At 70.8% G+C, this 17,118-nt stretch carries 15 protein-coding genes, 5 tRNA genes and 1 pseudogene; 14 read left to right on the top strand and 7 right to left on the bottom strand.

Annotated features, from left to right (window positions below; translation table 11 throughout):
* On the bottom strand, positions 1 to 1,026 hold a 1,026-nt coding region (locus BB334_RS17685; RefSeq protein ID WP_198531255.1), incomplete at its 3' end, for a 2-oxoacid:acceptor oxidoreductase family protein.
* A gap of 273 nt (positions 1,027 to 1,299) precedes the next feature.
* Between BB334_RS17685 and hmpA the strand changes: the two genes are divergently transcribed.
* Positions 1,300 to 2,499 carry an NO-inducible flavohemoprotein gene (gene hmpA / locus BB334_RS13330; RefSeq protein ID WP_068808993.1) on the top strand — a complete coding sequence of 400 codons (1,200 nt, stop codon included), beginning with the start codon at positions 1,300 to 1,302 and terminating at the stop codon, positions 2,497 to 2,499.
* 75 nt (positions 2,500 to 2,574) lie between these two features.
* Here the strand turns inward: hmpA and BB334_RS13325 are convergent, their stop codons facing one another.
* A complete protein-coding gene (locus tag BB334_RS13325; RefSeq protein WP_068808992.1) occupies positions 2,575 to 3,081 on the bottom strand; it encodes an AAA family ATPase in 507 nt (168 codons plus the stop codon).
* A 275-nt stretch (positions 3,082 to 3,356) separates the two neighbouring features.
* Between BB334_RS13325 and BB334_RS13320 the strand changes: the two genes are divergently transcribed.
* The 4 genes from BB334_RS13320 to BB334_RS13305 all read left to right on the top strand — a co-directional run bounded on the left by BB334_RS13320 (position 3,357) and on the right by BB334_RS13305 (position 6,498).
* Positions 3,357 to 3,821 (top strand): bacteriohemerythrin, encoded by a 465-nt coding sequence (locus BB334_RS13320; protein ID WP_068808991.1) that lies wholly within the window; start codon positions 3,357 to 3,359, stop codon positions 3,819 to 3,821.
* A gap of 387 nt (positions 3,822 to 4,208) precedes the next feature.
* Positions 4,209 to 5,384 (top strand): methyltransferase, encoded by a 1,176-nt coding sequence (locus BB334_RS13315; RefSeq protein ID WP_068808990.1) that lies wholly within the window; start codon positions 4,209 to 4,211, stop codon positions 5,382 to 5,384.
* Between the two features lie 233 nt (positions 5,385 to 5,617).
* Positions 5,618 to 6,049, top strand: coding sequence for a YeeE/YedE family protein (locus BB334_RS13310; protein WP_068808989.1), 432 nt, complete (start codon positions 5,618 to 5,620; stop codon positions 6,047 to 6,049).
* A 26-nt stretch (positions 6,050 to 6,075) separates the two neighbouring features.
* The gene (locus BB334_RS13305) at positions 6,076 to 6,498 is read left to right on the top strand and encodes a DUF6691 family protein (protein WP_068808988.1); all 423 of its coding nucleotides are present in this window, start codon (positions 6,076 to 6,078) and stop codon (positions 6,496 to 6,498) included.
* On the opposite strand, the gene malQ is transcribed toward BB334_RS13305, so the two are convergent.
* Both malQ and bfr read right to left on the bottom strand, forming a co-directional pair.
* Positions 6,495 to 8,054, bottom strand: a complete 1,560-nt coding sequence (gene malQ, locus BB334_RS13300) for a 4-alpha-glucanotransferase (RefSeq protein WP_232756741.1) — start codon at positions 8,052 to 8,054, stop codon at positions 6,495 to 6,497. The genes BB334_RS13305 and malQ overlap by 4 nt on opposite strands.
* An 11-nt stretch (positions 8,055 to 8,065) precedes the next feature.
* The gene (gene bfr / locus BB334_RS13295) at positions 8,066 to 8,545 is read right to left on the bottom strand and encodes a bacterioferritin (RefSeq protein WP_068808987.1); all 480 of its coding nucleotides are present in this window, start codon (positions 8,543 to 8,545) and stop codon (positions 8,066 to 8,068) included.
* Between the two features lie 234 nt (positions 8,546 to 8,779).
* Between bfr and BB334_RS13290 the strand changes: the two genes are divergently transcribed.
* Both BB334_RS13290 and BB334_RS13285 read left to right on the top strand, forming a co-directional pair.
* Complete coding sequence (locus BB334_RS13290) at positions 8,780 to 10,522, top strand: arylsulfatase (RefSeq protein ID WP_068808986.1); 1,743 nt, start codon at positions 8,780 to 8,782, stop codon at positions 10,520 to 10,522.
* Between the two features lie 4 nt (positions 10,523 to 10,526).
* Positions 10,527 to 12,566 (top strand): tetratricopeptide repeat protein, encoded by a 2,040-nt coding sequence (locus BB334_RS13285; RefSeq protein WP_068808985.1) that lies wholly within the window; start codon positions 10,527 to 10,529, stop codon positions 12,564 to 12,566.
* 13 nt (positions 12,567 to 12,579) lie between these two features.
* Here BB334_RS13285 and BB334_RS13280 read toward each other — a convergent pair whose 3' ends face one another.
* Positions 12,580 to 13,428 (bottom strand): helix-turn-helix domain-containing protein, encoded by an 849-nt coding sequence (locus BB334_RS13280; RefSeq protein ID WP_068808984.1) that lies wholly within the window; start codon positions 13,426 to 13,428, stop codon positions 12,580 to 12,582.
* A 130-nt stretch (positions 13,429 to 13,558) separates the two neighbouring features.
* Between BB334_RS13280 and BB334_RS13275 the strand changes: the two genes are divergently transcribed.
* The 6 genes from BB334_RS13275 (at position 13,559) to BB334_RS13250 (ending at position 14,670) form a co-directional block, all read left to right on the top strand.
* Positions 13,559 to 14,122, top strand: coding sequence for a GrpB family protein (locus BB334_RS13275; protein WP_068808983.1), 564 nt, complete (start codon positions 13,559 to 13,561; stop codon positions 14,120 to 14,122).
* A gap of 68 nt (positions 14,123 to 14,190) precedes the next feature.
* Positions 14,191 to 14,275 (top strand) — tRNA-Leu (locus BB334_RS13270).
* 21 nt (positions 14,276 to 14,296) lie between these two features.
* Positions 14,297 to 14,372: transfer RNA gene (locus tag BB334_RS13265), tRNA-Glu, on the top strand.
* A 36-nt stretch (positions 14,373 to 14,408) separates the two neighbouring features.
* A tRNA-Asp gene (locus BB334_RS13260) sits at positions 14,409 to 14,485 on the top strand.
* A gap of 18 nt (positions 14,486 to 14,503) precedes the next feature.
* A tRNA-Gly gene (locus BB334_RS13255) sits at positions 14,504 to 14,579 on the top strand.
* A 14-nt stretch (positions 14,580 to 14,593) separates the two neighbouring features.
* Positions 14,594 to 14,670: transfer RNA gene (locus BB334_RS13250), tRNA-Val, on the top strand.
* Here BB334_RS13250 and BB334_RS13245 read toward each other — a convergent pair.
* Both BB334_RS13245 and BB334_RS13240 read right to left on the bottom strand, forming a co-directional pair.
* The gene (locus BB334_RS13245) at positions 14,658 to 15,545 is read right to left on the bottom strand and encodes a methylated-DNA--[protein]-cysteine S-methyltransferase (protein WP_068808982.1); all 888 of its coding nucleotides are present in this window, start codon (positions 15,543 to 15,545) and stop codon (positions 14,658 to 14,660) included. The genes BB334_RS13250 and BB334_RS13245 overlap by 13 nt on opposite strands.
* Before the next feature lie 94 nt (positions 15,546 to 15,639).
* The gene (locus BB334_RS13240) at positions 15,640 to 16,296 is read right to left on the bottom strand and encodes an RluA family pseudouridine synthase (RefSeq protein ID WP_068808981.1); all 657 of its coding nucleotides are present in this window, start codon (positions 16,294 to 16,296) and stop codon (positions 15,640 to 15,642) included.
* Between the two features lie 171 nt (positions 16,297 to 16,467).
* On the opposite strand from BB334_RS13240, the pseudogene BB334_RS17680 reads away from it, so the two are divergent.
* A pseudogene (locus BB334_RS17680) lies at positions 16,468 to 17,118 on the top strand (2,3-bisphosphoglycerate-independent phosphoglycerate mutase); the annotation flags it as partial.

Raw genomic sequence — 17,118 nt, 5'->3', positions numbered from 1 at the left:
CATCACCGCGAGGCCGAGCGCCTCGGCCTTCAGCGACATGCCCGGGCCGGAGGTGGTGGTGAGCGCCAGCACGCCGCCCCAGGCCGCGCCAATCGCCGCGCAGATGCCGCCGATCTCGTCCTCGGCCTGGAAGGTGGTGACGTCGAGATGCTTCAGCGCCGCGAGCTCGTGGAGGATCTCGGTGGCCGGCGTGATCGGGTAGGAGCCGAGGAACAGCGGCAGGCCGGCGCGTTGGGCGGCAGCGACGCAGCCGAGCGCGATCGCCTGGTTGCCGGTGAGGCTGCGGTAGGTGCCGGGCGGCAGCTGAGCGGGGGACACGTGGGGCACCTCGGCCCACCATTCGGAGGCCTCGGCATGGCCGTAGCCGGCGCGCAGGGCGATCACGTTGGCCTCGGCCGCGCGTGGGTCGCGCTCGCCGAAGCGCGCGCGGATCGACTCGATCTCGCGCTCGGGCGTCTGGCCGTAGAGGCAGAGCATCATGCCGAGGGCGAAGTAGTTCTTGCAGCGCTCGGTCTCCTTGCGGCCGAGGCCGCAGCAGGCGAGCGCGGTCGCGGTGAGGCCCGACATGTCGACCGCGAGCAGGCGGTAGCCCGCGAGGCTGTCGTCGTCGAGCGGGTTGGCGGCGTAGCCGGCCTTCGCCAGGTTGGCGGGGGTGAAGGCGCCGCTGTTGACGATCAGGGTGGCGCCCGGGCGGACGTCGGCGAGGTTGGCGCTGAGCGCCGCCGGGTTCATCGCCACCAGCACGTCGGGGCGGTCGCCGGAGCTCAGCGCGGCACCGGCGGCGAACTTGACCTGGAAGCCGGACACGCCGAACAGGGTGCCGGCCGGCGCGCTGATCTCCGGCGGATAGTCGGGATGGGTGGCGAAATCGTAGCCGGCGCGGCCCATCAGGCGCGCGAACTCGGTGCCGGTGAGCTGCATGCCGTCGCCGGAGTCGCCGACGAAGCGGATCACCACGTGGTCGAAGGTCTCGTCGCGGTCGGCTTGCTGCGGCGCGGGAGGCGGGCGCTGATCCTGGATAGCCATGCGTATTCCCTCACGAACAGGAACCCAATGTACGGGCCGGTTGCGGGGCGCAGGTTGACCGGGATCAGGCAACGGCCGAATTTTGCTGCGCTGCGAGAATCAGGCCGCCGGGTCGGAGGGGAAGGATCCGGCCATTCCGCGCAGCCGACGAGCGCGTACTTGACGGTGGCCCGGGATACATCTACTTTTGATGCATCTTATGGGCAGGCTGCCAGAGGGCGGCCTTTTTTGTCCTCGAAAAGATGCTGATTCACTACACCTTATGGAGACCGTATGGACGCTCGCGTACGCGAACTGGTGAAGGCAACCGTCCCCGTCCTCAAGGAGCACGGGGTCGCGCTGACCACCCACTTTTACCACCGGATGTTCCACCACAATCCGGAACTCAAGCAGATCTTCAACCGCACGCATAGCGAGAGCGGCAAGCAGGCGACCGCGCTGGCGATGGCGGTGCTCGCCTACGCGGAGAACATCGACGACCCGTCGGTGCTCGCCCCGGTCGTGGAACTCGTCGCCAACAAGCACGCCAGCGTCGGCATCCGCGCCGAGCATTACCCGATCGTCGGCAAGCACCTGCTCGCCTCGATCAGGGAGGTGCTGGGCGAGGCCGCCAGCGACGAGCTGGTCGACGCCTGGGCGGTGGCCTACGGCGCGCTCGCCGACCTCTTCATCGCCGCGGAGAACAAGCTCTACACCGAGTCGGCCAACAGGGACGGCGGCTGGAGCGGCTGGCGCAGCTTCCGCATCGCGGACAAGGTCAGGGAGAGCGAGGAGATCACCTCCTTCTACCTGAAGCCGGCCGACGGCGGCACGCTGCCCGAGTACCGCGCCGGCCAGTATGTGTCGCTGCGCATCTTCGTGCCCGACTGGGGTTACATGCAGCCGCGCCAGTACACCGTGTCGGATGCGCCCGGGGGCCGCCAGCTGCGCGTGTCGATCAAGCGTGAGCCGGCGCGCGGCGATGTGCCCGCCGGCCGGGTGTCGAACCGCCTGCACGAGGAGTTCGGCGTCGGCGACGTGATCGACGTCGCGCCGCCCTTCGGCGACTTCTACCTGCACGAGGACCGGGACACCCCGGTGGTGCTGATCAGCGGCGGGGTCGGCATCACGCCGATGATCGCGATGCTCAACCGCCTGGTCGCCACCGCCCCCCAGCGGCAGGTGCATTTCCTGCACGCCTGCCGCAACGCCGGGGTGTTCGCCTTCCGCGATCACCTGACCGCGGTCGCTGCCGCGCATCCCCAGGTGAAGCTGCACGTCCGTCACGACGAGGGCGCGGCGGATGCACCGGCGCGGCTCGGCACGCTCGACCTGCGCGAACTGGGCGAGGCGGTGCTGGCGTCCGGCACCGACTACTACCTGTGTGGCCCGGCCGACTTCATGCAGAGCCACATCCGCACCCTGCACGAGCTGGGCGTCGGTTCCGAGCGCATTCACGCAGAGGTCTTCAGCACCGGCGGCGTCGCCGTCTGAGCCGGCTGCTGCCCCCATCCGAGGCCCCTCGCGCCGGCACTGGCGCCAGGGGCCTTTCCGAATCTGCCGCCGCGTTCAGCGCTCGACTTCGAACGCGAACACGCCGCTGATCTCGGGCAGCGCGAGGCGCAGCTGCCAGCGGCCGGGCTCGGGCAGCTGCGCGCTGGCGACCCAGCTGCCGGGGCCGGTATTCGCGTGGCGCAGCGGGATCGGCGGACGGTCTGCGCCGGGCTGGTCGAGGCTGAGATCGAACTGCAGCGTCGGTGGCGCGGGCTGGCTGGTCGGACCGCGCAGGTCGAGGGTGAAGCGCGCCTCGCGCTCGGCGTCCACTGTCATGCGTCCGCGCACCTCCCAGACGTTCACCGTGCCGTGGAAGACCATCCCGCCCTGTTCCGCGCCGGGTGCGGCGGCGATCGGTCCGACCGCGTTGAGCCGGGTCTCGTCGCGCACGAAGAACACCATCGAGACGAAGCCGACCACCAGGGCGAGGAACACCCCGCCGACGATGAGGGCGAGCACGCGCGCCTGGCGCGCCTCGGTGCGCAGGGCGGTGGAGGGATTGGGCGTTGCGGGCTTGTTCAAGAGCACTCCTTGGCGAGGCCGGTTGCAGGGGAAAGCGGAGCGGCGGTGCCGCGGGCATCGCCACCGTCTGCGGCATTGTAGGGAAAGCCGTGGCGGGTGTGCCGCGCCGCGATCCGCCGGCCGGATGTGAAGCCCGTCACGGACGAGCGTCGAGGCGCGCACCGGAGCGGCTGGCGCTTTGATCCCGATCAAAACCGCAGCCCGCGGCGCTCGCCTATCCTGCGCGCCTTCCCGGCCGCCGTCCGCGCGGCCAGGCGCATACGGAGAAAGACAACATGCCCATCAGCTGGACCGCCGAATTCGATACCGGCATCGACGTCATCGACCAGCAGCACCGCCGCATCGTCGACTACATCAACGCGCTCGAGCAGGCGAACGCCCGCGGCGATCGTGCCGCGATCGGCACCACGCTCGACGACCTGGTCGACTACACGATCTCGCACTTCGCCTTCGAGGAGAGCCTGCAGGACGAGGCCGGCTATGCCTACAGCAAGCCGCACAAGAAGGTGCACGAACTCTTCGTGCGCCGGGTGAACGAATATGTCGAGCGCCACCGCCTCGGCGACGACGTCGGCGCCGAGCTCGACAAGCTGCTCAGCACCTGGCTGGTGAATCACATAAAGCGCGACGACGCGGACTACGTCGGCGCGGTCAAGGCCAACATGATCGGCATCATCGCTGAGAAGAAGCAGAAGCAGGGCGCGGGCTGGTTCAGCCGCTTCTTCAAGCGCGCCGCCTGAGCGCGGCGCTGAGCCCCTGGCGGCCGGGTCGGAAGGCCTCCGGCGTCTTCTATCCTGCACTGCAAAAATGGTTTTCAGCGAGTGATGAGAATCCTCGCCGGCGCCTCCCCGCAGCACGCCCGCACGGGCGTGCTCGCCTTGCCAGTGCTGGAACGGGCAAAAAAAAGCCCGGACTTTTGGGCCCGGGCTGAATCCACACCAAAGGAGGAGGGTGGAGGAGACAGCTGCAGAATAGCGCTTCGGATGATGCGTTGCAACAATCCAGGCCAATGAAGTTTTCTATCGTGTCATCAGTGCTTCTCGCCACCGCCATGGGCGGACGCAGCATCGGCGCGAGAATCGTGCGAAAGTACGAATCCCCTTCCGATCCCCGCTGCTTCCGTTCCGATGGCGCTTCGCCGGCAGTTCCTCGACCTCCAGTCACTGTTGCACGCCCACGCGTCCTTGTGGCGCCCCTCGCCCTTCCACGTCCGGCGGCCGGACTGGTGTGAAAGCTGGCCGGTGCTGGCCGAGGCGGTGGCGGCGCTCGACGAGGCCGAGCTCGCGCGACTCGCCGCCGACCCGGTGGTTGCGACCGCCTGGCTCGCCCCCCGCCTGCCGGTGGTCAGCGAGCTTGCCGCGCTGAGCGCCTTCGCGGCCCTCGACGCGCGCGAACTGCCACCGAGCACGCCGCATTTAGACTGGTCCGTTCCCGGTCGCAAGCGTGCCCAGATCGAAGCTTTCGCTGCCCACGGCCCGCGGATCGAGGCGCCGCTGCTCGAATGGTGTGCCGGCAAGGGCCATCTCGGACGGCGGCTTGCGCTCGCCGACGGGGTGGCGGTGCGTTCGCTCGAGATCGATCCGATGCGCTGCGCCGAGGCGGCGCGGCTCGCGGCGCGCGCCGGCGTAGCGCAGGAGGTGATGTGCGCCGATGCGCTCGGCGGCGCGGCGCACGACATGGTGCGCGGGCACGAGGTGGTGGCGCTGCACGCCTGCGGCGAGCTGCACCGCTCGCTGGTGCGTGGCGCGGCGGCCCGCGGCGCGCGGGGCTACCGCATCGCGCCCTGCTGCTATCACCTGGGCGCGGCCGAGGGCTATCGGCCGCTCGGCAGTGCCGCGACGCTCGCGCTCGACGCCGCGGCACTGCGCCTGGCGGTGACCGAGACCGTCACCGCGCCCCACCACGACCGCCGCCGTCTCGCCCGCGACCAGGCCTGGAAGCTCGGCTTCGTCGCCTTGCGCGACGCGCTCGAGGGCGAGACGGTGCGACCCTTCCGGCCGCTGCCGGCGCGCTGGCTGACGGGCGGCTTCGAGGACTTCTGCCGCGCGCTCGCGCAGCGCGAAGGCGTGCGCCTGCCGCCGGCGGTGGACTGGGCGCACTGGGAGGCGGTCGGCGAGCGCCGCCGCGGCGAGATGCGCCGGCTCGAACTGGTGCGCCACGCCTTCCGTCGGGCGCTGGAATGCTGGCTGGTGCTCGACCTCGCGCTCGGGCTCGAGGAGGCCGGCTTCGAGGTCGGCGTGGGCGCCTTCTGCGCGCGCGCGCTCACGCCGCGCAACCTGCTGGTGCTGGCGCGCGCTGCCTGAGCTGGCGGAGGCGCAGCGGGGACACGGCTGGACGCGGTGAGCTACGGCGGTCGCGCTGCTACGGGGTGGCGCGTCCTCCGCCACGGCTGCGGCGGAGCGCTCGCGGGCGAGCAGCCCCTTTTAAGTAAGAACGCGCTAATATTGCTGCGCTGCAATATCGGCACCGAAGCCGGCTTCGGCTGAGCCCGATGCGCATCCTCCAACACACTCATCCCATTCGGAAACCGCAATAGATGACCATCGACTGGATCGACTTCACCCCCTGGAGCTCGCTCGCGGGCGGCATCCTGCTCGGGATCGCTGCCTCCCTCTTCATCCTCGTCAACGGCCGCATCCTCGGCATCAGCGGCATCCTCGGCGGCCTGTTGCCGCCGCGCCGTGGCGATGCCGGCTGGCGCGTGAGTTTCCTGCTCGGCATGTTCGCCGCGCCGTTGCTGTACGTGGCTTTCGCCGGTCCGCTCGAGATCGAGGCCGATGCGGGCTGGGGGGCGGTGGTGCTCGCCGGCCTGCTGGTCGGCATCGGCACCCGCTATGGCGCGGGATGCACCAGCGGCCACGGCATCTGCGGCCTGTCGCGGCTGTCGCCACGCTCACTGGCGGCGACCCTCGCCTTCATGGGCGCCGGCTTCGCCACCGTCTACCTCGTCCGCCACCTGCTGGCCTGAGCGCCGCGCACGCAAGGAGCATCGACATGCAACACCGCATCATCGAATTCGCCATCGGCCTGCTGTTCGGCATCGGCCTGATCGTCTCGGGCATGACCAACCCGGCCAAGGTCATCGGCTTCATGGACCTCGCCGGGGCCTGGAATCCCTCGCTCGCCTTCGTCATGGGTGGCGCGATCCTGGTCGGCGTGGGGGCCTTCGCGATCGCAAGAAGGCGCACCACCAACTTCCTCGGCGGCGCGATGCACCTGCCGACCGCGCGCGACATCGACCGCCGCCTGATCGGCGGCAGCCTGTTGTTCGGCGCCGGCTGGGGCCTGGCCGGCTTCTGCCCGGCGCCCGCGCTGGTGAGCTTCGCCGCCGGTAACGGCAAGGCGGTGCTGTTCGTGATCACGATGCTGATCGGCATGGCGATCTTCGAGTTCCTCGAGCGGCGCTGGCAGGCTTAAGGGGCAGTGGCGGTGGCCGGCGGATGGCGGCCGTGCAGGGTCGCGAATTCGGCGAGCTGCGCGGTCTGCCAGGGCTGGACCTGGCGCCAGCGGAAGCGCCATTCCCATGCGCCTTCCGACGCGCCCGGTCGGTTCATGCGCGCCGCCGCGCCGAGGCCGAGCACGTCCTGCATCGGCACGATGGACAGGCGTGCGACCGAGGCCGAGGCGGCGCGGATCAGGTCCCAGTGGATCGCCCGGCCGTCGACGCCGAGGTAGCGGCGCACGTAGTCCTGCGCCTCGGGCGCGAGCCCGTCCCACCAGCCGAGCGCGGTGTCGTTGTCGTGGGTGCCGGTGTAGACGACGGTGTCGGCCTCGTAGTTGTGCGGCAGGTAGGGGTTTTCGGCGCGGCCGTCGAAAGCGAACTGCAGGATGCGCATGCCGGGCAGCGCCGCCGCCCGGCGCAGCGCCTCGACCGCCGGGGTGATGACGCCGAGGTCCTCGGCGATGAGCGCCGGCAGGCCGGCCGCCGTGGGCGGCCGCGCCGGCAGCGTCTCCGCCAGTGCCGACAGCAGGTCGCGCCCCGGCCCCGGACGCCAGCGCCCCTCGATCGCGGTCGGCGCCGCGGCGGGGATTTCCCAGTAGGCCTCGAAGCCGCGAAAGTGGTCGATGCGCACGCTGTCGCAGAGCGCGAGCGTGCGGCGCATGCGGGCGCGCCACCAGCGGTAGCCGTCCTCCGCGTGCGCGGACCAGCGGTAGAGCGGATTGCCCCAGCGCTGGCCGGTGGCGCTGAAATAATCGGGCGGCACCCCGGCCACCACTCGCGGCCGGCCGTCGGGTGCGAGCTCGAACAGATCCTGGTGGGCCCAGACGTCGGCGCTGTGGGCGGCGACGAAGATCGGCAGGTCGCCGACGATCGCGATCCCGCGCGCCGCGGCGCGGGCGCGCAGCGCGTGCCATTGGGTGTCGAAGCACCACTGGCAGAAGCGATGGAAGGCGCACTCCGCCGCGGCGCCGCGCGCCGCCTCGCGCAGCGCCGCGGGCTCGCGCCGGGCGAGCGCCGGCGGCCATTCCTGCCACGGCCGGCCGTCCTCGCGGGCCTCGATCGCCATGAACAGGGCGTAGTCGTCGAGCCAGTCGCGCGCCGCGTCGCAGAAGGCCGTGTAGCGCTCGTGCGCTTCGCCGCGCGGCGCGGCGAAGAAGCGTTCGGCCGCGCGCCGCAGCCGCGCCATGCGCCAGGGCCGCATCGCGGCGTAGTCGACCCGGCCGTCGTCGAAGGCCGCATCGGGCGCGATCTCCCCGGCCTCGAGCCAGCCCGCCTCGTGCAAGGCCTCGAGGTCGATCAGCAGCGCGTTGCCGGCGAAGGCCGAGGGGCTCATGTAGGGCGAATTGCCCGGGCCGAGCCCGCCGAGCGGGAGCATCTGCCACAGGGTCTGGCGGCCGTCGACGAGCCAGTCGACGAACGCGCGCGCCGCGGCGCCGAGGTCGCCCGCGCCGTGCGGCCCGGGCAGCGAGCTCGGGTGCAGCAGGATGCCGGCGTGCCGGCTGAAGGGCATGGTGTGCTTGCGCGCGGGCATCGCCGGCGGCCTCAGGCGTCGGCCGGCTTCATCTGCGACTGCAGGTAGTTCTGCACCCCGACGCTGTCGATCAGGCCGAGCTGGGTCTCGAGGTAGTCGATGTGCTCCTCGGTGTCCGCGAGGATGTGCCCGAACAGGTCGCGCGACACGTAGTCACGCACCGATTCGCAGTAGGCGATCGCCTCCACCAGGTTGTCGCGCCCGCCCTGCTCGAGCCCGAGGTCGGCCCGCATGCACTCCGGCACGTTCTCGCCGATCATCAGCTTGTTCAGGTTCTGCAGGTTGGGCAGGCCCTCGAGGAAGAGGACGCGCTCGATCAGCAGGTCGGCGTGCTTCATCTCCTCGATCGACTCGTCGTACTCGTGCTTGCCGAGGCGCTCGAAGCCCCAGTTCTTGTACATGCGGGCGTGGAGGAAGTACTGGTTGATCGCGGTCAGCTCGATGGAGAGCTGCTTGTTGAGGAACTGGATGACCTTCTTGTCGCCTTGCATGATGCCTCCTGGGGTCGGTGGAAAGGATTGTCTATCTCCGCGCGAGGGCGGGGTGAGCCGGTCGGTCCCACGGTGACAGTGTAGACGCGCCATCTCGCGGCGCCCGCGGGCGGGCCAAGATTCGGATGCGGTCGTTCCGCGCAATGGAACGCATGCAATTCGTCGGAATTTTCTCGAGACTACCATTAGATTTGCTGAAGCGGCGAGCAGCCGTGTTTATACGAGGAGACCCCGATGAAAAAATCTTTCGCGTCGCTGCTGGTGCCGCTGGCGAGCCTGGCCTTCGGCATCCAGGCCAGCCATGCCGCAGCAGAAAAGCCCGCCCGCCCCAACATCCTGCTGATCATGGCTGACGATCTCGGCTACACCGATCTCGGCAGCTTCGGCAGCGAGATCGCCACCCCCAACCTGGACCGGCTCGCCGACACCGGCACCCGGATGACACAGTTCTACGCCTCGCCGTTCTGCTCGCCCACGCGCGCGATGCTGATGTCGGGCAGCGACAACCACCTGGTCGGCATCGGCGACATGAGCGAGCTGATGACCGACGAGCAGCGCGGCAAGCCCGGCTACGAGGGCTACCTCAACGACCGCGTGGTGCCGGTGGCGCAGGTGCTGAGGGACGCCGGCTACCGCACGATGATGACCGGCAAGTGGCACCTCGGCGTGCCCGAGCAGCACAGCCCGGCGAGCCGCGGCTTCGATCATTCCTACGCGCTCGTGCATGGTGGCTCGAGCCACTTCAGCGACCAGGCGGGCATCGTCGCGCTCGATCCGGACAAGGCGCCGAAGGCGATCTACCGCGAGGACGGCAAGTCGGTCGATGTGCCCGAGGGCTTCTACTCCTCCGACTTCTTCACCAGCCGGTTGATCGAGTACATCGAGCGCGGCAAGGACTCGGGCAAGCCCTTCTTCGCCTACCTCGCCTTCACCGCACCGCACTGGCCGCTGCACGCCCATGATGTGGACATCGCCCGCTACGAGGGCCGCTACAAGGCCGGCTACGACGCGCTGCGCAAGGAGCGGCTCGAGCGCATGAAGGCGCGCGGCATCGTCGCCGCCGACACCCCGGTGTTCGAGGGCCACCCGCTGTGGCCGAAATGGGACAGCCTGAGCGAAGCGGAGAAGGCCTCCGAGGCAAAACGCATGACGGTGTACGCGGCGATGGTCGACAACATGGACCAGAACATCGGCCGCATGCTCGACTACCTGAGAAAGAGCGGCGAGCTCGACAACACCTTCATCTTCTTCCTCTCCGACAACGGCGCCGACGGCAACTCGGTATACGACGTCGCCCGCACCCGCGAGTGGATCCACAAGGATTTCGACAACAGCGTGCAGGCCATCGGCAAGTCCGGCTCCTACGCCGAATACGGTCCGGGCTGGGCGCAGGTGGGTTCGACCCCGTTCCGCCTCTACAAGTCCTTCATGTACGAGGGCGGCATCGCGGTGCCGGCGATCGCCTGGGGCCAGGGGGTCGAGGGCGGCACCATAAAGCGCGCCTTCGCCCATGTCAGCGACATCGCCCCGACCCTGTACGAGCTGGCCGGCACGCAGCACCCCGGCACCGAGTACCACGGCAGGCCGGCGCTGCCGGTGCGCGGCAACTCGATGCTCGGCTACCTGAGGGGCGAGACGGACGCGGTGCGCGGCGACGACGAGGTCGTCGGCTGGGAGCTCGGCGGGCGCAAGGCGCTGCGCAAGGGCGACTGGAAACTGGTGTATTCGAACCCGCCCTGGGGCAGCGGCGACTGGGAGCTCTACAACATCGCCGAGGACCGCACCGAGAGCCGCGACCTCGCCGCCGACGAGCCGCAGAAGCTGGGCGAGCTGCTGGTGGCGTGGATGGACTACGTGGCCGAGACCGGGGTGCTCGAGCTGCCCGACCTCGCCAGCCGCCCCGGCTACAGCAACGGCGCGAAGTACTACGAGGACCTGAAGTACGAGGCCACGCTGCAGCCGCGCCGCGCGCGCTGAGCGGATGCGCCTGCCCGCCCTGCTGCTGGCGTTCGGCCTGAGCACCGCGGCCCTCGCCGCGGCGCCCCAGGCCGGGCCGCGAGCCGATCACGTGCCCGAGCGCGAATGCCTCGACTGCCACACCGGGCAGGCCGCGCTGTGGGCGGGCTCCAAGCACGAGCGGGCGATGCAGGCGGCCACGCCGCAGGCCGTGCTGGGCGACTTCGCCGGCGCGCGCTTCGCCGGCGGCGGCGAGCAGGCGCGCTTCCTGCAGCGGGGCGAGCGCTTCGTCGTCGCCAGCGCGAACGAGAAGGGCGAGCCGGCGGAACTGCCGGTGAGCCACGTGCTGGGGGTGTATCCGCTGCAGCAGCTGTTGCTGCCGCAGGCGGGCGGCCGGCTGCAGGCCTTCCCGATCGCTTGGGATACGCGCGAGCGGGAATGGTTCTCGCTGTACCCGGAGGGCGGCATCGCGCCGGGCAGCAACCTGCACTGGCGCGGCCGCTACCAGAACTGGAACATGATGTGCGGCGAGTGCCATACCACCGCTTACCGCAAGGGTTTCGACGACGATCGCGACACCTACGCCACTACCTGGGCGGCGCCGAACGTCGGCTGCCAGGCCTGCCACGGCGGCGGCCGTGCCCACGCCGAAAGCGCCCGCCAGGCGCAGGCCGACGGCGGCGGCAGGCCGCTGCCGACCGCCAACCGCGCGCTCGCCGGCGCCCACGAGCAGGTCGACCAGTGCGCCGCCTGCCATGCGCGCCGCACCCGGCTGGTCGAGGAGGCGATCGCCGGCGCGCCGCTGCTCGACCAGTTCGTCCCCGACAACCTGCGCCCCGGGCTCTACCACGCCGACGGCCAGCAGCTCGACGAGGTCTTCGAGTACGGCTCCTACCGCCAGAGCCGGATGTACCAGGCGGGCGTGGCGTGCACCGACTGCCACGATCCGCACAGCGGCAAGCCGCGTGCCGAGGGCAACGCGCTGTGCGTCGCCTGCCACAGTCCGGCCGTGGACCGCGGCCGCTTTCCCGGCCTGCAGGCGAAGGACTACGACAGCCCGGCGCACCACTTCCATGCCGCGGGCAAGGCCGGCAGCCGGTGTGTCGACTGCCACATGCCGAACCGCAACTACATGATCGTGCACGCCCGCCGCGACCATGCGATCCGCGTACCGCGGCCCGATCTCACGGCGAGGATCGGCACCCCGAACGCGTGCCAGGACTGCCACGCCGAGCGCTCGCCGCAATGGGCGGCGGAGGCGATCGAGCGCCATCACGGCCGGCGCGAGCGTCCGCAGCACTACGGCGAGGTGTTCGCCGCCGCCCGCCGCGGCGATGCCGAGACCCTCGCCCGCCTCGCGGCGCTGGTCGGCGACGGCGAACTGCCGGCGATCGTACGCGCGACCGCGGTCGAAACCCTCGCCCAGGTCGGCGCCGCGCCCATCCCGCCGCAGGCGCTGCACGACCCCGACCCGGTGGTGCGCGCGAGCGCCGCCGCCGCGTTCGGGGGGCGGCCGCCGGCCGAACGTCAGGCCTACCTGCCGCCGCTGCTGCGCGATCCGCTGCGCGCGGTGCGGATCGCGGCCGCGCGCAGCCTGGCCGACATTCCGGACGGGGAGCTCGAGCCGGCGATGCGGCCGCTGCGGCGCGCGCTACTGGCGGACTTCGTCGCCGCCCAGCGGGCGATGGCGGACATGCCGAGCGCCCAGTTCAGCCTCGCCGCGCTGGCGCGCGTTCAGGGCGACGCCGAGGGCGCGGAACGCCACTACCGGCGCGCGATCGAGCGCGAACCCGGCTTCCAGGCCGCGCGCCTCGGGCTGGCCACGCTGCTCGCCGCGCACGGCCGCGAGGACGAGGCGGGCGAAGCGCTCAGGGCCGGCCTGCCGGTATCGGCCGATGCGGCCGAGCTGCACCTGGCGCTCGGCCTGCTCGCCGGCCAGCGCCAGCGCTGGGAAGAGGCCGCGCGCGAGCTGCAGGCGGCCGCTGCGCTGCAGCCGGACAACCCGCAGATCCGGCGCAACCTCGATGCGGTGCTGCGCTACCTGGCGCGCACCCGGGGCCGCTGAGGGGCGCTGCCGCTCAGCGGCGGCCGGCGGCGTCGCGGAGGACGGCGTCGCGGCGGGCAGCGTCGTACGCGGCGCCGATCGCCGCCGCGGTCGCCAGCAGTTCGGCCAGATGGGCTTCCACCACCTTGGCGCGCAGCTCGTAGCGGCGCGGCCACACCAGGTTGATCGCGGCCTGCACGCCGGCGCTCGAGGGCACCGGCACCGCGATCGCGTCGAGGCGGTCGTCGAAGCGGTCGATGTCCTCCTCGCCGCCGCCGAAGCATGCGTCGCGCACCGCATAGCCGCGCGCCCGGGTCCGCGCCAGGATCTCGCCGATCTCGTGGCGGAGTACCGCCGCGCTGCGCGGGTTGGCCGGCGGGTGGCTGCGGAAGTGGTCGAGGCTCGCCTCGCGCTCGGCCTCCGTACAGAAGGCGAGCCAGGCCCGGCCGGGCGCGGACAGCAGCAGGTCGACCCGGTAGCCGATGTGGTAGCGCGGGTTGGTCGCGAGGCCGGAGAGGCGGCGTGCGCTTTCCGCGATCACCATCGAATGGTCGCGATGGACGAGCAGGTCCGAGGGCCACAGCACGCTGCGCTGCAGGGCGGCAAGCCGCGGCGCGGCGATCTCCACCAGGCGCGGATCGATGTCCGAGGTTGGGGCGGGCGCGGCCCAGTCGGCCCGCCGCCGCCACTCGCCGTCGAAGATCGAGCGCCGTGCCAGACCGCCGCGTTCGAGCGTGTGCAGGATGCGCAGCAGGGTGGGCTTGGGCAGGCCGGTGGCGGCGTGCAGTGCGCGCAGCGGCGTGCCTTGGTGGGTGGCGAGCAGGCGCAGCACTTCGATGCCCCGCTCGAGGGCGCGGATCGACGGCGGGTTCTGGCTCGGCATGCACGGCTCCGGGTGGCAGCGGTGGCGCCGAGCGTGGAGCGTGGCGGCGGTGGCGTCAAGTGCGGCGCCGCCAGCGCCAGCCGTTGCGGTGCGGTCGCCGCGGCGCACCCGGATTTCCTATAGTGATCTCATGAATCCTCAGCCTTCCCATGTCGAGCGCGCACTGCAGGAGCGTATCGAGATCGTCCCCTACGATCCGCGCTGGCCGACGCGGTTCGCCGAGGAGGCGCAGCGCCTGCGTGCGCTTCTGCCGGCGGCGCTGATCGGGCGCATCGAGCATTTCGGCAGCACCGCGGTGCCCGGCCTGGCGGCCAAGCCGATCGTCGACATGCTGGTGGAAGTCCGTTCGATGGCGGATGTCGCGCAGACGGTCGCGCCGATCCTGCAGGGCGCCGGCTATGAGTTCTTCTGGCGCGCGCGCGAACGCGGCCTGCCGGGCATTGCCTATGCCTGGTTCATCCGCCGCGATGTCGATGGCGTTCGCACCCACCACATCCACTTCCTCGAGGCGGGTTCGTCCGAGTGGGAGCGCCTGCGCTTTCGCGACTATCTGCGCGCCCATCCCGAGGAGGCGGCGGAATACGGCGAGCTCAAGCGCCGCATCGCCGCCGAGCATCCCGACGACAGGCGCGCCTACGCGCGGGCGAAAACCGGTTTCGTGGCAAGGGCGATGCGTCGCGCGCGGGCGGCGTGAAAAATTTTCTCGCATGCCTCTGGCGCGGCGCGATTTCTTGAATTATGATTCGGCCTCTTTCGACGCCTGCCCAGGTGGCGGAATTGGTAGACGCACTAGTTTCAGGTACTAGCGGGTAACTCCGTGGAGGTTCGAGTCCTCTCCTGGGCACCATAGAAAGAGCTGCAAGCCGAGGTCCCCATCGTCTAGAGGCCTAGGACACCGCCCTTTCACGGCGATAACCGGGGTTCGAATCCCCGTGGGGACGCCAAAGCGTCTTGCAGCACGGCAGCACGGCAGCACGAGTGGAGTGGTAGTTCAGTTGGTTAGAATACCGGCCTGTCACGCCGGGGGTCGCGGGTTCGAGTCCCGTCCACTCCGCCAACCATCGCAGCACCCAGAGCGGCAGTAGCTCAGTTGGTAGAGCGCAACCTTGCCAAGGTTGAGGTCGAGAGTTCGAGACTCTTCTGCCGCTCCATTTCCCCCCTATTCGCGTCCTTAGCTCAGCTGGTTAGAGCGCCACGTTGACATCGTGGAGGTCGGCGGTTCGATTCCGTCAGGACGCACCAGGCGCGTCGCCGCCTTCCGCGCGACCCGCCTCCCAGCCGATCATCGCCAGCTTGCGCTCGCCGCCCCAGCGGTATTGCCCGGCCTCGCCGCCTTCGCGGATCACCCGATGACAGGGAATCAGGAAGGCGATCGTGTTCGCCGCGATCGCGCTGCCCACCGTGCGCGACGCCCGCGGCATGCCGAGGCCGCGCGCAAGCTGGGAGTAGGATACGAGGCGGCCGGGTTCGATGCGGATCAGCGCCTCCCACACCTTGATCTGGAAATTCGTCCCGCGCAGCACCAGATGCAGCCGGCCGGGCGTCGGCGTCTCCGGAAAGATCCGCTTGGTCAGCGCGCACGCCTGCGCCGCGTCCGCATGCAACTGCGCCTCCGGCCAGTTCGCCGCCAGTGCGGCGAGCATCGTCGCCTCGTCGTCATCTTCGTCGTCGCCATTGTCGACGCAGAAGGCGAAATGGCAGACGCCGCGCGCGGTCCAGGCCACCAGCGCGGGGCCGAAGGGCGTGGGGGCGACGCCGTAGCCGATGTCGATGCCGCGCCCGCCTCTCCCGATCTCGCCCGGCGTCATCGCCTCGCAGCTCACCATCAGGTCGTGCAGCCGGCTGCCGCTGCCGAAACCCGCGGCCGCGCTGACCGACAGGACGTCGCCCGCGGCGGCGAGCTGGCGGCCGGCGTATTCCTTGGTCAGATACTGCAGGAAGCGCTTCGGCGAGATGCCCGCCCAGGCGGCGAAAACCCGCTGCAGGTGGGCGGGGCTCAGGTGCACCGCGGCGGCGATCTCCTCGAGCGAGGGCTGAGCGCCGGCGTGGGCGCGGATGAAGGCGATCGCCCTGGCGACGGTCGCGTACTGGCGCGATCGGACTTCGTCGGCTTGCATGGTCTCGGCCTCCGGTGCATGGGATTGGGAGGGTTCAAGTATGGGCCGGGGTGCGCGGCGATCAATCCGGTTCTTGCGCAGCCGCGCGGTGCGCTCAGAACGGCGGCGGGCTGTCGAAGCGCATCGGCGTCCGCGTCTGCGGGTGCATGAAGGCGATGCCGGCGGCGTGGAGCTGCAGGCGGCGGTGGCGGGCGGCGCTTGCGGGCGGCGCGTACAACGGGTCGCCGAGGATGGGATGGCCGATCGCGAGCAGATGTACCCGCAGCTGGTGCGAGCGGCCGGTGACCGGCTGCAGCGCGACCCGCGTCAGCGCCTCTGCGCCCTCGCCCGCGCGGGCGAGCACGCGGAAGCGCGTCAGGGCGCGACGGCCGTGCTGCGGGTCGACGATCTGGCGCGGGCGGTTGTCGGCGTCCTCGCGCAGCGGCAGATCGATCTCGCCCGCCTCGTCGCCGAGGTGGCCGTGCACCAGCGCGAGGTAGTGCTTGCCGACCAGGCGCTGCTCGAAGGCGAGGCTCAGCCGGCGCAGCATCTCGGCGCCGCGCGCGAACAGCAGCAAGCCGGAGGTCGCCATGTCGAGCCGGTGCACGATGAGCGCGTCGGGGTACAGCGCCTGCACCCGGTGCGCGAGGCAGTCCTGCCGGTGCTCGCCACGGGCGGGGACCGAGAGCAGGCCGGCGGGCTTGACGACGACGAGCAGGAAGTCGTCGGCATAGGCGATGTCGGTGGCGCTGAAGGAGGGTGGATTGGCCATGGCGCGCGAGTGTCGACCACGTCGGCGTGCGTGTCGAGCCCGCCGGTGAATCGAGCCCGCGCCAGCACACATCGTGATCCGGCTGCTCATTTGAGCGAAAATGAGTGATTCGCCGGCGATTGCAGCGATCGTGCGTGCGCCGGCGCCGAACCTTTCATCCAGGAAGCGACCATGCTGCAGAAATTCCCCGCCTTCGCCGGCGTCCCGGGCCCCGTCGTCGTCGTCGTCATGGACGGCTACGGCATTTCGAAGCACGAGCTCGGCAGCGCGATCGACGCCGCGCGCAAGCCCACGCTCGACCGCCTCTTCGCCGCGTATCCCAACATCCGCCTGCGCGCCCACGGCACCGCGGTCGGCATGCCCTCGGACGAGGACATGGGCAACTCCGAGGTCGGCCACAACGCGATCGGCGCCGGCCAGGTGTATTCGCAGGGGGCGGCGCTGGTCGCCAACGGGATCACCGAAGGCGCGATCTGGCAGGGCGAGGCGTGGCAGGAGATCGTTGCCGGTGCCAGGCCCGGCGCGAACGGCAAGGCGGGCGTGCTGCACTTCATCGGCCTGTTCTCCGACGGCAATGTGCACAGCCACATCGACCACCTCAAGGCGATGGTGGTGCAGGCGAAGGCCGAGGGCGTGAAGACCGTGCGCATCCACGCCCTGCTCGACGGCCGCGACGTGCCCGAGACCAGCGCGCTGGAGTACGTGGTGCCCTTCGAGGCCTTCCTCGCCGGGATCAGCACCGGCGGCTTCGACGCCCGCATCGCCTCCGGCGGCGGCCGCCAGACCATCACCATGGACCGCTACGACGCCAACTGGCCGATG

Source organism: Thauera phenolivorans, assembly GCF_001696715.1.
Taxonomy (GTDB): Bacteria; Pseudomonadota; Gammaproteobacteria; order Burkholderiales; family Rhodocyclaceae; genus Thauera; species Thauera phenolivorans.
The sequence above is the reverse complement of the archived record's forward strand: the minus strand, read 5'-3'. Positions and strand labels throughout refer to the sequence as shown.

What these genes read in the sequence shown, in the direction of transcription:
- hmpA (WP_068808993.1), top strand. Translation starts at nt 1,300, where the DNA reads ATGGACGCTCGCGTACGCGAACTGGTGAAGGCAACCGTCCCCGTCCTC.
- BB334_RS13320 (WP_068808991.1), top strand. Translation starts at nt 3,357, where the DNA reads ATGCCCATCAGCTGGACCGCCGAATTCGATACCGGCATCGACGTCATC.
- BB334_RS13315 (WP_068808990.1), top strand. Translation starts at nt 4,209, where the DNA reads ATGGCGCTTCGCCGGCAGTTCCTCGACCTCCAGTCACTGTTGCACGCC.
- BB334_RS13310 (WP_068808989.1), top strand. Translation starts at nt 5,618, where the DNA reads ATGACCATCGACTGGATCGACTTCACCCCCTGGAGCTCGCTCGCGGGC.
- BB334_RS13305 (WP_068808988.1), top strand. Translation starts at nt 6,076, where the DNA reads ATGCAACACCGCATCATCGAATTCGCCATCGGCCTGCTGTTCGGCATC.
- malQ (WP_232756741.1), bottom strand. Translation starts at nt 8,054, where the DNA reads ATGCCCGCGCGCAAGCACACCATGCCCTTCAGCCGGCACGCCGGCATC.
- bfr (WP_068808987.1), bottom strand. Translation starts at nt 8,545, where the DNA reads ATGCAAGGCGACAAGAAGGTCATCCAGTTCCTCAACAAGCAGCTCTCC.
- BB334_RS13290 (WP_068808986.1), top strand. Translation starts at nt 8,780, where the DNA reads ATGAAAAAATCTTTCGCGTCGCTGCTGGTGCCGCTGGCGAGCCTGGCC.
- BB334_RS13285 (WP_068808985.1), top strand. Translation starts at nt 10,527, where the DNA reads ATGCGCCTGCCCGCCCTGCTGCTGGCGTTCGGCCTGAGCACCGCGGCC.
- BB334_RS13280 (WP_068808984.1), bottom strand. Translation starts at nt 13,428, where the DNA reads ATGCCGAGCCAGAACCCGCCGTCGATCCGCGCCCTCGAGCGGGGCATC.
- BB334_RS13275 (WP_068808983.1), top strand. Translation starts at nt 13,559, where the DNA reads ATGAATCCTCAGCCTTCCCATGTCGAGCGCGCACTGCAGGAGCGTATC.
- BB334_RS13245 (WP_068808982.1), bottom strand. Translation starts at nt 15,545, where the DNA reads ATGCAAGCCGACGAAGTCCGATCGCGCCAGTACGCGACCGTCGCCAGG.
- BB334_RS13240 (WP_068808981.1), bottom strand. Translation starts at nt 16,296, where the DNA reads ATGGCCAATCCACCCTCCTTCAGCGCCACCGACATCGCCTATGCCGAC.